Origin of the sequence: Serratia sp. AKBS12 (genome assembly GCF_024793895.1) — a bacterium.
Lineage (GTDB): Bacteria > Pseudomonadota > Gammaproteobacteria > Enterobacterales > Enterobacteriaceae > Serratia_F.
In genome coordinates, this window is the sequence record NZ_JANUSB010000005.1 from 1 (window position 1) to 12,639 (window position 12,639).

Here is a 12,639-nt window from a genome sequence, read left to right on the forward strand (position 1 = left end):
TGAGTTCGGCATGGGGTCAGGTGGGACCACCGCGCTATTGCCGCCAGGCAAATTCTGTTTCATTCCGGCCGTTACTCCCGTAACCACCCGAACCAATCTCGGAACTTTGCTGAAAATCATTCGCTCTAAAACACCTTCGGTGTTGTAAGGTTAAGCCTCACGGATCATTAGTACTGGTTAGCTCAATGCATCGCTGCACTTACACACCCAGCCTATCAACGTCTTAGTCTTAAACGTTCCTTCAGGGGCCTTAAAGGCCCAGGGAAGACTCATCTCGAGGCAAGTTTCGCGCTTAGATGCTTTCAGCGCTTATCTTTTCCGCACTTAGCTACCGGGCAGTGCCATTGGCATGACAACCCGAACACCAGTGGTGCGTTCACTCCGGTCCTCTCGTACTAGGAGCAACCCCTCTCAATCTTCCAACGCCCACGGCAGATAGGGACCGAACTGTCTCACGACGTTCTAAACCCAGCTCGCGTACCACTTTAAATGGCGAACAGCCATACCCTTGGGACCTACTTCAGCCCCAGGATGTGATGAGCCGACATCGAGGTGCCAAACACCGCCGTCGATATGAACTCTTGGGCGGTATCAGCCTGTTATCCCCGGAGTACCTTTTATCCGTTGAGCGATGGCCCTTCCATTCAGAACCACCGGATCACTAAGACCTGCTTTCGCACCTGCTCGAGCCGTCACTCTCGCAGTCAAGCTAGCTTATGCCTTTGCACTAACCTCACGATGTCCGACCGTGATTAGCTAACCTTCGTGCTCCTCCGTTACTCTTTGGGAGGAGACCGCCCCAGTCAAACTACCCACCAGACACTGTCCTCACCCCAGATTATGGGGCCGAGTTAGAACATCAAACATTAAAGGGTGGTATTTCAAGGTTGGCTCCACGCAGACTGGCGTCCACGCTTCAAAGCCTCCCACCTATCCTACACATCAAGGCTCAATGTTCAGTGTCAAGCTATAGTAAAGGTTCACGGGGTCTTTCCGTCTTGCCGCGGGTACACTGCATCTTCACAGCGAGTTCAATTTCACTGAGTCTCGGGTGGAGACAGCCTGGCCATCATTACGCCATTCGTGCAGGTCGGAACTTACCCGACAAGGAATTTCGCTACCTTAGGACCGTTATAGTTACGGCCGCCGTTTACCGGGGCTTCGATCAAGAGCTTCGCCTTGCGGCTGACCCCATCAATTAACCTTCCGGCACCGGGCAGGCGTCACACCGTATACGTCCACTTTCGTGTTTGCACAGTGCTGTGTTTTTATTAAACAGTTGCAGCCAGCTGGTATCTGCGACTGGCTTCAGCTCCATCCGCAAGGGACTTCACCTACGCGCCAGCGTGCCTTCTCCCGAAGTTACGGCACCATTTTGCCTAGTTCCTTCACCCGAGTTCTCTCAAGCGCCTTGGTATTCTCTACCTGACCACCTGTGTCGGTTTGGGGTACGATTTCGTGTTACCTGATGCTTAGAGGCTTTTCCTGGAAGCTTGGCATCAACCACTTCTGCACCGTAGTGCATCGTCATCACGCCTCAGAGTTAACGGCGTTCCGGATTTACCAGGAACACCCTCCTACACGCTTAAACCGGGACAACCGTCGCCCGGCTAGCCTAGCCTTCTCCGTCCCCCCTTCGCAGTAACACCAAGTACAGGAATATTAACCTGTTTCCCATCGACTACGCTTTTCAGCCTCGCCTTAGGGGTCGACTCACCCTGCCCCGATTAACGTTGGACAGGAACCCTTGGTCTTCCGGCGAGCGGGCTTTTCACCCGCTTTATCGTTACTTATGTCAGCATTCGCACTTCTGATACCTCCAGCAACCCTCACAGGCCACCTTCACAGGCTTACAGAACGCTCCCCTACCCAACAACGCCTAAGCGTCGCTGCCGCAGCTTCGGTGCATGGTTTAGCCCCGTTACATCTTCCGCGCAGGCCGACTCGACCAGTGAGCTATTACGCTTTCTTTAAATGATGGCTGCTTCTAAGCCAACATCCTGGCTGTCTGTGCCTTCCCACATCGTTTCCCACTTAACCATGACTTTGGGACCTTAGCTGGCGGTCTGGGTTGTTTCCCTCTTCACGACGGACGTTAGCACCCGCCGTGTGTCTCCCGTGATAACATTCTTCGGTATTCGGAGTTTGCATCGGTTTGGTAAGCCGGGATGGCCCCCTAGCCGAAACAGTGCTCTACCCCCGAAGATGAGTTCACGAGGCGCTACCTAAATAGCTTTCGGGGAGAACCAGCTATCTCCCGGTTTGATTGGCCTTTCACCCCCAGCCACAAGTCATCCGCTAATTTTTCAACATTAGTCGGTTCGGTCCTCCAGTTAGTGTTACCCAACCTTCAACCTGCCCATGGCTAGATCACCGGGTTTCGGGTCTATACCTTGCAACTAGACGCCCAGTTAAGACTCGGTTTCCCTACGGCTCCCCTATTCGGTTAACCTTGCTACAAAATATAAGTCGCTGACCCATTATACAAAAGGTACGCAGTCACACCACGAAGGTGCTCCCACTGCTTGTACGTACACGGTTTCAGGTTCTATTTCACTCCCCTCGCCGGGGTTCTTTTCGCCTTTCCCTCACGGTACTGGTTCACTATCGGTCAGTCAGGAGTATTTAGCCTTGGAGGATGGTCCCCCCATATTCAGACAGGATGTCACGTGTCCCGTCCTACTCATCGAACTCACAGTTAATTCTGGGCTCCTCCCCGTTCGCTCGCCGCTACTGGGGGAATCTCGGTTGATTTCTTTTCCTCGGGGTACTTAGATGTTTCAGTTCCCCCGGTTCGCCTCATGCCACTATGTATTCATGACATGATAGTGTGTCGAAACACACTGGGTTTCCCCATTCGGGTATCGCCGGTTATTGCGGTTCATATCACCTTACCGACGCTTATCGCAGATTAGCACGCCCTTCATCGCCTCTGACTGCCTAGGCATCCACCGTGTACGCTTAGTCACTTAACCTCACAACCCGAAGGTGTCTTTCGACATCGTCGCATTGCTACATTTGAGAGACTCTATGACAGGTTACTCCTCATCCCGGTACTGCACGGGGGACAAGTTTCAGCCGTCATGTTTCAATTTTCAGCTTGTTCCAGATTGTTAAAGAGCAATATCTCAAACATGACTCGAAAGTCAGTTTTGAGATATGGGGGTATCGTCACAGGATACCAGGACCGCCGCTTTCACCGGGAGGGTCTAAGCAGTTGGCGTCCCCTAGGGGATTCGAACCCCTGTTACCGCCGTGAAAGGGCGGTGTCCTAGGCCTCTAGACGAAGGGGACACGACACCGTACTTTTATGACGCTTTTGCTCGTTACTTTTCATCAGACAATCTGTGTGGACACTGCACAATCGAATATCATTAGGTAAGGAGGTGATCCAGCCGCAGGTTCCCCTACGGCTACCTTGTTACGACTTCACCCCAGTCATGAATCACACCGTGGTAACCGTCCTCCCGAAGGTTAGACTAGCTACTTCTGGTGCAACCCACTCCCATGGTGTGACGGGCGGTGTGTACAAGGCCCGGGAACGTATTCACCGCGACATTCTGATTCGCGATTACTAGCGATTCCGACTTCACGCAGTCGAGTTGCAGACTGCGATCCGGACTACGCGTACTTTATGAGGTCCGCTTACTCTCGCAAGTTCGCTTCTCTTTGTATACGCCATTGTAGCACGTGTGTAGCCCTACTCGTAAGGGCCATGATGACTTGACGTCATCCCCACCTTCCTCCAGTTTATCACTGGCAGTCTCCTTTGAGTTCCCGGCCGAACCGCTGGCAACAAAGGATAAGGGTTGCGCTCGTTGCGGGACTTAACCCAACATTTCACAACACGAGCTGACGACAGCCATGCAGCACCTGTCTCACGGTTCCCGAAGGCACCAAGCCATCTCTGGCAAGTTCCGTGGATGTCAAGAGTAGGTAAGGTTCTTCGCGTTGCATCGAATTAAACCACATGCTCCACCGCTTGTGCGGGCCCCCGTCAATTCATTTGAGTTTTAACCTTGCGGCCGTACTCCCCAGGCGGTCGATTTAACGCGTTAGCTCCGGAAGCCACGCCTCAAGGGCACAACCTCCAAATCGACATCGTTTACAGCGTGGACTACCAGGGTATCTAATCCTGTTTGCTCCCCACGCTTTCGCACCTGAGCGTCAGTCTTCGTCCAGGGGGCCGCCTTCGCCACCGGTATTCCTCCAGATCTCTACGCATTTCACCGCTACACCTGGAATTCTACCCCCCTCTACGAGACTCTAGCTTGCCAGTTTCAAATGCAGTTCCCACGTTAAGCGCGGGGATTTCACATCTGACTTAACAAACCGCCTGCGTGCGCTTTACGCCCAGTAATTCCGATTAACGCTTGCACCCTCCGTATTACCGCGGCTGCTGGCACGGAGTTAGCCGGTGCTTCTTCTGCGAGTAACGTCAATCCAACAGCGTATTAAGCTATTGGCCTTCCTCCTCGCTGAAAGTGCTTTACAACCCGAAGGCCTTCTTCACACACGCGGCATGGCTGCATCAGGCTTGCGCCCATTGTGCAATATTCCCCACTGCTGCCTCCCGTAGGAGTCTGGACCGTGTCTCAGTTCCAGTGTGGCTGGTCATCCTCTCAGACCAGCTAGGGATCGTCGCCTAGGTGAGCCGTTACCCCACCTACTAGCTAATCCCATCTGGGCACATCCGATGGCAAGAGGCCCGAAGGTCCCCCTCTTTGGTCCGTAGACGTTATGCGGTATTAGCCACCGTTTCCAGTGGTTATCCCCCTCCATCGGGCAGTTTCCCAGACATTACTCACCCGTCCGCCGCTCGTCACCCAGAGAGCAAGCTCTCCTGTGCTACCGCTCGACTTGCATGTGTTAGGCCTGCCGCCAGCGTTCAATCTGAGCCATGATCAAACTCTTCAATTAAAAGCTTGATTTGCTTCAACTCGTGAAGCGGTGCTCAAAGATTCACTAAATGAATTTTACTTCAGTAGTCACTCTTCAAGACTTGATATTTTTTTGCTGCCAAAGCAGCTGGATATCGTCTTGTGAGTGCCCACACAGATTGTCTGATAAATTGTTAAAGAGCAGTGAGTTACGCGCCGAAGCTTGTTAACTCGAGGTGGCGTATATTACGCTTTCCTCTTTCAGAGTCAACCCGTTTTTTCAGGATTTTTTCTCTTTCGTCCCGGCCGCTTTGTGAAGTGAATCACTTGCCGTTGTGCCCGGTCGATGGAGGCGCATTATAGGGATCCGAGTTTTTTGCACAACCCCTTTTTTGATCTTTTCTTATCGTTTGCACACTTTTCCGCCCTTTCGACCGGATCTTGCACGATCGGGGCTATTTTACGTAGGATCTGCGCCGCTGATTGGTTGTAATTCCATCGCCAGCGTCTAGTATTGCCGGTAATTATGATCCCGACGTGAGGCTTACCATGTCTGATGCAATTCGTTCTTACCTTCATTACACCCCACAGATCGGCCAACGCGTGATGGTCGATCCTTCCAGCGTGGTGATCGGCAACGTGGAACTGGCCGACGACGTCAGCATCTGGCCCTTGGTGGCCATCCGCGGCGACGTTAACGCCGTCAAGATCGGTGCACGCAGCAACATTCAGGACGGTAGCGTGTTGCATGTAACCCATCAATCGGAACATAACCCGCAGGGATACCCGCTATTAATTGGCGAAGACGTGACGGTGGGACATAAAGCCATGCTGCATGGCTGCGCGATCGGCAACCGGGTATTGGTGGGAATGGGATCGATTTTACTGGATGGCGCAATAATAGAAGACGACGTCATGATTGGCGCTGGCAGCCTGGTGGCGCCAGGGAAACGCCTGACAAGCGGTTACTTATATATGGGCAGCCCTGCGCGGCAGGTACGACCGCTGACGTCGGCCGAGTTGGAAGGGCTGCGCTACTCGTCCAATAACTACGTCCGCTGGAAAGATGATTACCTGTCTGAGGATATTTGATCAGACACCCGTTCCTGTGCGGGAACGGGTTTCTTTCAGCCTGCCAGTTCCTTGCGCAATTGCTGCAGCACCGGTTCAACCTGCGGCATAACTCCATGCCACAGCAAAAAGGCATGTGCCGCCTGCGCCACCAGCATACCCAAGCCATCGGCAGATTGCGTTACGCCCTGCCGTTGTGCCCACGCCAGAAACGGCGTCAAACCGCGTTGGTAAAACATGTCGTAACAACGGATCTGCGCTCCCATAATACTAACAGGCAGCGTAGGTACTTCTCCGCTGATACCTGATGCGGTGGCGTTGATCAGCAAATCAAATTTCTGTTGATCGAGTTGATCCATCGGCAACGCCACAATCTCTCCGAGGTGGCGGAAGGCCTGCGCCAGGTCTTGTGCCCGACTGAAGGTGCGGTTGGTTATCACCACCTTGCAGCCGAAGGAAAGCAACGGCAGTATAACGCCGCGAGCGGCACCTCCGGCCCCCACCAGCAGGATGCAATCGCCGGGATTGATCAATCCCTGACGCTCCAGATCGCTCAACAGACCAATGCCGTCGGTGTTGTCTCCCAATAGCAGCCCATCATGCTGCCGTTTAAGGGTGTTCACCGCGCCGGCCATTGCTGCACGTTCGGTCAACTCATCTGCCAGTTGATATGCCTGTTCCTTAAACGGTACGGTAATATTGGCGCCCTCTCCGCCGGCACCAATGAACGCCTGCAAACTACCGGCAAAATCATCGACCGGAGCCAGTACCGTGCCGTAGGGATGCGCAATCCCGGTTTGCTGAGCAAACAGCGCATGAATGCGCGGCGACTTGCTATGAGCAATCGGGTTGCCAAATACCGCAAACTTGTCCATGCACCGCTCCTCTAGCCCTGACGGATCTGCTCGCCGGTCAATGCATCTCTGATTTCTGAAGGGTTAAGGCGGCCACCAACGTTGCCGGCTAACACCGGGAAAGCGGCGCCAAACTGTTGCTGCACCTCACCGGCGCTCCGACAGGGCTCTTGCCCACTGAGGTTGGCGCTGGTCGATACCAATGGCTTACCGAATTCACGGCACAGCTGCTGTACCAAAGGATGATCGCTAACGCGTACCGCCAACGAATTGAAACGTCCGGTGAGCAACGTTGAGGTGGTCGGTTTCGCCGGGATCACCCAGGTGACCGGTCCCGGCCAACTGGCGAATATCGCCGTGCGCTGCGACTCGCTGAGCTGGCTGTCATCAATATAGGGTAGCAACTGGTCGTATTCGGCAGCAATCAGGATCAGTCCCTTTTCCCAAGGCCGTTGCTTTAAGGCCAGTAGTTCGTGCAACGCCCGTTCGCTATCAGGATCACAACCCAGGCCAAACACGGCTTCGGTTGGGTAGGCAATAACCTGCTGGTTGTTTAATGCTGTAATAATTGAGGTGAATTCTAAGCTCATGATGTCGTTATTCTGTCGTTGTGACCGCTTTTCCGCAGAGTTTACTGGCACAGCAGAGGATTATCCCCTTGGCCGTACGCTTTTCCATCAGCAACGGATAATGGCAATACGCGCATTCGCCGGCGACGGGTTTAAGATTGAGGGCAAACTGGCATTCCGGGTAGCGATCGCAGGAATGAAACACTTTGCCATAGCGTGATTTGCGCTGCAGCAATTTGCCCTGGCCGCATTGCGGGCAGGCAATGCTGGTTTCGTCCGGTTTGTCGATTACTTCAGTATGATCGCATTCAGGGTAGTTGTTACAACCAATGAACATGCCATAGCGCCCTTGGCGTAACACCAACGTCGCCTGGCATTTTGGACAATATTGCCCTTCCAGTACTTTAACAATATGACCGTCCGCCTGGGCTTTCAGCGGACGTATATATTCGCAGTCTGGATAATGAGAACAGCCTAGGAAAGGGCCGTGACGTCCGCTACGGATCACCAGCTCGGCCCCACATTCCGGGCAGGGTTCATTTTGCCTGGCGGCAAAAATCGCTGTTTTTGTCATAACTACTTTATACCCTACATGATTCGAGTTACAGGAAGGCGGCGACGCAGCAAATCCCCGAGGCGTACAGAGGCTGCGTCACCAGGGGCAGCAAGGGAAGCCAACGCACCTGTATCTTGAAGTATACGGGTATATGCGTGTTATCGGCTCAGTGCAAATAGCCTTCGTTTACTTCAAACAACAGTTCTTCCATTTGCTGATAGGCACTTTCGTAACCTGGGATATTGAATAGCACCATCAACACCACCCATTTCAAGTCTTCGAGATCGAATTCCTCGTTATCCAACGCCATAACGCGATCGATAACCATTTCACGGGTTTCGAGGTTTAATACCTGGATCTGTTCAAGGAACAGAAGAAAACCACGGCAGCTGGCATCCAGACGCACGCTTTCTTCTTCGGTATAGAATCGCATCGCCAGCGGATCGGCGCCCATAAAATACGGCGCGTTCTCACCTTCTTGCAAGTCTGCGAGTTTTTCAAGCCAATTCAACGCGTTGTAGATATCCTCTCGATGAAACCCCGCCTCGGCGAGATCATCGGTCAGTTTATCCTGATCGACGCGTATTTCTGGTTCATTGTGGATATACGTTTCAAATAAGTACATGAGTACGTCGAACATGGCTTGCCCTCCTTATTCGGACATAGCCGCCGGGTACAGCTGCGATCCATCCTGCTAACTCCAGATCGAGTAATTGGATTACCACCTCTGGCACAGGTTGGCCGGCACGTTCAGCGACGACGTCAACAGGTGTCACCTCATCTCCTACGTTAGCCAACACATCGGCAAATGGCAATTCAACTTCCGCTTCTGAAGCAGAAATAGTTGTTTTTTCCTCCATTGCCAACCAATGCAGGCCGCTGCCGAGCTGCTCTGCTATGTCTTTTGGCTCGGTGACCAGATAACCGCCCTGCTGGATCAACCAGTGTGTTCCCGCGCTCATTGGATTACCCAAGGCGCCTGGCAAGGCAAAAACGTCGCGCCCCTGCTCAAGCGCCAGGCGGGCAGTAATTAGCGAACCACTGCGTAAAGCGGCCTCCACCACCAGCACGCCAAGGCTCAAGCCACTGATGATGCGATTACGCCGAGGGAAATGTGCCGGTAACGGCAAGTCGGTGACCAGATGCTCGGACAACAGCGCGCCACCTTGCTCGACGATGCGCCTGGCCAACCGACGATGACAGCGCGGCGAAATGTTGGCCAGTCCGCTCCCCAATACGCCAATCGTGACACCCTGTGCGTCAAGTGCAGCACGATGGCAGATACCGTCGATGCCAAGTGCCAGACCACTGGTGATGGCATAGCCGCAATGCGCCAACTCGCTGGCAAAGTATGCCGCCCAACGTTCACCGTAATGGCTGTATTGACGGCTGCCCACCATGGCGATTTGCGGCAACTGCAACGCCTCAACGCAACCGTCCACCAGCAGTACAAAGGGCGCATCGACGATATGCGAAAGCCGCTCTGGATATCCCGCCGAACCGAAAGTCAGCATCCTGTGCCCGGGACGTTCCAACCAAGCCAGCGTCGCGGTCAGATAGCGCGAGTCCAGACGCTCAAACTGTTCACACTGGCGGACGTTCAGGCCCAGTGCACGCAGCATGCGGCAAGGTGGTTCCCCAGTCGCGACCAACTGCCGCAAGACCTCGCTTGCCGCCCCCGCGCCGAGCCCCGATACCGCATGCAGTCGTAATCCCATCTCCTCTGGAATCATCGCGCGTTCCTCGCCGTTAGCGTTGGTATTACCTATCTGTGCAATTGTTAGACGATGCTGTCAATCAGGGCGGGAAATGTCTAGAATAGACATTAAACTCTCTTTATTACTCGGATATAGATCTAAAGATATATGTCAGTCTTGCAGGTATTACATTTCCCAGACGAGCGGTTGCGCAAAGTTGCAGCCCCGGTACAAGAAGTCAATGCTGATATCCAGCGCATCGTGGATGATATGTTTGAAACCATGTACGCAGAGGAAGGCATTGGTCTGGCCGCGACTCAGGTGGATATCCATCAGCGCATTATCGTCATTGACGTTTCCGAAACTCGCGATCAGCGTCTGGTGCTGATTAACCCGGAACTGTTGGAACAAAGCGGCGAAACCGGCATTGAAGAAGGATGTCTGTCCATCCCTGAACAGCGTGCCTTGGTGCCGCGTGCCGAAAAGGTAAAAATCCGCGCGCTGGATTACAACGGCAACCCATTCGAGCTGGCTGCCGACGATCTGTTGGCCATCTGTATCCAGCATGAAATGGATCACCTGGTCGGCAAACTGTTTGTCGATTATCTGTCGCCACTAAAACGCCAGCGTATTCGTCAGAAACTGGAAAAAATGGCCAAGCTGCAAGCGCGCGCCTAACCACTCAGGGAATCAACGTGTCTGACTCTTTACGCATTATTTTTGCCGGCACACCCGACTTCGCAGCGCGTCATCTTGACGCGCTGTTGTCATCTGGGCATCAGGTAGTCGGCGTGTTTACCCAGCCCGATCGCCCTGCCGGCCGTGGCAATAAACTGACGCCAAGCCCGGTCAAGGTGCTGGCTGAACAGCATCATCTGCCGGTCTTCCAACCCAAGTCACTGCGCCCAGAAGAAAACCAGCAACTGGTTGCAACGCTTGCGGCTGACGTGATGGTGGTGGTGGCATACGGTCTGATTTTGCCAAAAGCGGTGCTGGATATGCCGCGCCTCGGCTGTATCAACGTACACGGTTCGCTACTGCCGCGCTGGCGTGGTGCCGCGCCGATCCAGCGCTCCCTGTGGGCCGGCGATCGCGAAACCGGCGTGACCATCATGCAAATGGATGTCGGTCTTGATACTGGTGACATGATGCATAAAATCAGTTGCCCCATTGAAGCCACGGATACCAGTGCCAGTCTGTACGACAAACTCGCCGAACTGGGACCCAAGGGTTTGCTGACCACATTGCAACAGCTGGCCGACGGCTCCGTCGAACGTGAAGTGCAAGACGAAGCGCTGGTGACCTACGCGGAAAAACTGAGCAAAGACGAAGCGCGCCTCGATTGGCAACTTTCTGCCGCACAGCTTGAACGCTGCATTCGCGCTTTCAATCCGTGGCCAGTCAGTTACTTCACCGTTGACGACCAACCGGTGAAGGTCTGGCAGGCTCAGGTTAGCGATGAGAGCAGCAATGCACAGCCGGGTACCATCATCCATGCCGACAAAAATGGCATTCAGGTAGCAACTGCCGACGGCGTGTTATGCCTGACACAATTACAGCCCGCTGGCAAAAAGCCGATGTCAGCTCAAGATTTGTTGAATTCACGTCGCGAATGGTTTAAACCGGGTAACCGGTTATAAGCCGCCTTCATTGCCCGGTGGATCCTGCCGGGCTGCTTATTTTATTCTATGCCGATCGTCAACAGCTCTAGCCTATGAAAAACAATTACAATCTCCGCAGCATTGCTGCTCAAGCCATCGGCCAGGTATTGGATCAGGGGCAGTCACTCAGCACCATCCTGCCGTCATTGCAAAAAAACATCTCGGACAAAGATCGCTCACTGTTGCAGGAGCTGTGTTTTGGCACCTTACGCGTCTTGCCGCAACTGGAATGGTGCATTCAGCAGTTGATGGCCAAACCGATGGTCGGTAAACAACGCACGCTGCACTATCTGCTGATGGTAGGCATGTACCAATTACTGTATACCCGGATTCCTGCGCATGCGGCGCTGGCGGAAACGGTAAACGGCGCCGTTGCACTGAAGCGCCCACAGCTAAAGGGACTGATTAACGGCGTTTTGCGCCAGTTTCAACGCCAGCAGGATCAGTTACTGCAACGCGCAGCGAACAACGACAGCCGCTATTTGCACCCAAGCTGGCTATTGAAACGCATCCAGCAGGCCTATCCTGAACAGTGGGAACAGATCGTCGAGGCCAATAACCAAAAGCCGCCAATGTGGCTGCGGGTAAACCGGCTGCATCACACGCGCGATGAATATCTCAAACTGCTGGAACAAGCCGGCATCGCCGCCGCGCCACACCCGGAATATCGTGATGCTCTGCGTCTATTGTCACCATGTGCGGTCGACCAACTGCCAGGTTTTGCCGAAGGGTGGCTCACCGTGCAGGATGCCTCCGCCCAAGGCTGCGTCGATCTGCTGGATCCGCAGGATGGCGAGCAGATCCTCGATTTGTGCGCAGCCCCTGGCGGCAAAACTACGCATATCCTCGAAGCGGCGCCAAAAGCCCACGTGATGGCGGTCGACATCGACGAACAGCGACTGAGTCGCGTGAATGAAAATCTCCAGCGGCTACAATTCAGCGCCGAGGTCAAGCAGGGTGATGGCCGGACACCGCAGCAATGGTGCGGCGACAAGCAATTTGATCGCATTCTGTTGGATGCGCCATGCTCTGCCACCGGGGTTATTCGCCGTCATCCTGATATCAAATGGCTGCGCCGCGATCGCGACATTGCCGAACTGGCCAGCCTGCAGGCAGAGATCATGGATGCCATTTGGCCTCATCTGAAGCCCGGTGGGGTGATGGTGTATGCTACCTGCTCTATCCTGCCACAGGAAAACAATGAGCAGGTATTGGCCTTTTTGCAGCGCAATGCCGACGCACAACGCGTAGAAACCGGTAACGAACATCAACCTGGTCGACAGAACCTTCCTCATCCTGAAGATGGCGATGGCTTCTTTTACGCTAAGCTGATTAAAATGTAACCCTCACA

9 protein-coding genes, 1 tRNA gene and 2 rRNA genes are annotated in these 12,639 nt (G+C 53.9%); 4 read left to right on the plus strand and 8 right to left on the minus strand.

The genetic code is table 11. The features are described 5' to 3' along the window. Positions 1–146: 146 nt before the first annotated feature. The 3 genes from NYE85_RS02925 to NYE85_RS02935 all read right to left on the minus strand — a co-directional run bounded on the left by NYE85_RS02925 (position 147) and on the right by NYE85_RS02935 (position 4,920). Positions 147–2,975 (minus strand): 23S ribosomal RNA (locus NYE85_RS02925). A gap of 243 nt (positions 2,976–3,218) precedes the next feature. Further along, positions 3,219–3,294: transfer RNA gene (locus tag NYE85_RS02930), tRNA-Glu, on the minus strand. An 85-nt stretch (positions 3,295–3,379) separates the two neighbouring features. Continuing rightward, a 16S ribosomal RNA gene (locus NYE85_RS02935) occupies positions 3,380–4,920 on the minus strand. The 16S and 23S rRNA genes sit together here with 1 tRNA gene alongside, the layout of an rRNA operon. Positions 4,921–5,429: 509 nt before the next feature. On the opposite strand from NYE85_RS02935, the gene NYE85_RS02940 reads away from it, so the two are divergent. After that, on the plus strand, positions 5,430–5,972 hold the full coding sequence (locus NYE85_RS02940; protein ID WP_259002842.1) for a gamma carbonic anhydrase family protein: 543 nt from the start codon (positions 5,430–5,432) through the stop codon (positions 5,970–5,972). A gap of 35 nt (positions 5,973–6,007) precedes the next feature. Here NYE85_RS02940 and aroE read toward each other — a convergent pair whose 3' ends face one another. The 5 genes from aroE to dprA form a co-directional block, all read right to left on the minus strand. Next, the gene (gene aroE / locus NYE85_RS02945; RefSeq protein ID WP_259002843.1) at positions 6,008–6,826 is read right to left on the minus strand and encodes a shikimate dehydrogenase; all 819 of its coding nucleotides are present in this window, start codon (positions 6,824–6,826) and stop codon (positions 6,008–6,010) included. Between the two features lie 11 nt (positions 6,827–6,837). Continuing rightward, positions 6,838–7,395, minus strand: coding sequence for an L-threonylcarbamoyladenylate synthase type 1 TsaC (gene tsaC / locus NYE85_RS02950; protein ID WP_259002844.1), 558 nt, complete (start codon positions 7,393–7,395; stop codon positions 6,838–6,840). 7 nt (positions 7,396–7,402) lie between these two features. Continuing rightward, the gene (locus tag NYE85_RS02955) at positions 7,403–7,948 is read right to left on the minus strand and encodes a type I DNA topoisomerase (RefSeq protein WP_259002845.1); all 546 of its coding nucleotides are present in this window, start codon (positions 7,946–7,948) and stop codon (positions 7,403–7,405) included. A gap of 148 nt (positions 7,949–8,096) precedes the next feature. Next, entirely contained in the window at positions 8,097–8,570 is a 474-nt protein-coding gene (smg, locus tag NYE85_RS02960; RefSeq protein WP_198774136.1) for a DUF494 family protein Smg, read from the minus strand. Next, positions 8,542–9,663: a DNA-protecting protein DprA gene (dprA, locus tag NYE85_RS02965; RefSeq protein ID WP_259002847.1), complete on the minus strand. Its 1,122-nt coding sequence runs from the start codon at positions 9,661–9,663 to the stop codon at positions 8,542–8,544. Before dprA ends, smg begins: the two co-directional genes overlap by 29 nt. A 132-nt stretch (positions 9,664–9,795) precedes the next feature. On the opposite strand from dprA, the gene def reads away from it, so the two are divergent. The 3 genes from def (at position 9,796) to rsmB (ending at position 12,631) form a co-directional block, all read left to right on the plus strand. Then, a complete protein-coding gene (def, locus tag NYE85_RS02970) occupies positions 9,796–10,305 on the plus strand; it encodes a peptide deformylase (protein WP_259002848.1) in 510 nt (169 codons plus the stop codon). Between the two features lie 17 nt (positions 10,306–10,322). Next, on the plus strand, positions 10,323–11,267 hold the full coding sequence (fmt, locus tag NYE85_RS02975) for a methionyl-tRNA formyltransferase (protein ID WP_259002850.1): 945 nt from the start codon (positions 10,323–10,325) through the stop codon (positions 11,265–11,267). A 74-nt stretch (positions 11,268–11,341) separates the two neighbouring features. Continuing rightward, the gene (gene rsmB, locus NYE85_RS02980) at positions 11,342–12,631 is read left to right on the plus strand and encodes a 16S rRNA (cytosine(967)-C(5))-methyltransferase RsmB (RefSeq protein WP_259002852.1); all 1,290 of its coding nucleotides are present in this window, start codon (positions 11,342–11,344) and stop codon (positions 12,629–12,631) included. Positions 12,632–12,639 lie beyond the last annotated feature (8 nt).

Excerpts from the sequence above, each read along its gene's own strand:
- dprA (WP_259002847.1), bottom strand. The coding sequence starts at position 9,663 with ATGATTCCAGAGGAGATGGGATTACGACTGCATGCGGTATCGGGGCTC.
- def (WP_259002848.1), top strand. The coding sequence starts at position 9,796 with ATGTCAGTCTTGCAGGTATTACATTTCCCAGACGAGCGGTTGCGCAAA.
- rsmB (WP_259002852.1), top strand. The coding sequence starts at position 11,342 with ATGAAAAACAATTACAATCTCCGCAGCATTGCTGCTCAAGCCATCGGC.
- NYE85_RS02955 (WP_259002845.1), bottom strand. The coding sequence starts at position 7,948 with ATGACAAAAACAGCGATTTTTGCCGCCAGGCAAAATGAACCCTGCCCG.
- aroE (WP_259002843.1), bottom strand. The coding sequence starts at position 6,826 with ATGGACAAGTTTGCGGTATTTGGCAACCCGATTGCTCATAGCAAGTCG.
- smg (WP_198774136.1), bottom strand. The coding sequence starts at position 8,570 with ATGTTCGACGTACTCATGTACTTATTTGAAACGTATATCCACAATGAA.
- tsaC (WP_259002844.1), bottom strand. The coding sequence starts at position 7,395 with ATGAGCTTAGAATTCACCTCAATTATTACAGCATTAAACAACCAGCAG.
- NYE85_RS02940 (WP_259002842.1), top strand. The coding sequence starts at position 5,430 with ATGTCTGATGCAATTCGTTCTTACCTTCATTACACCCCACAGATCGGC.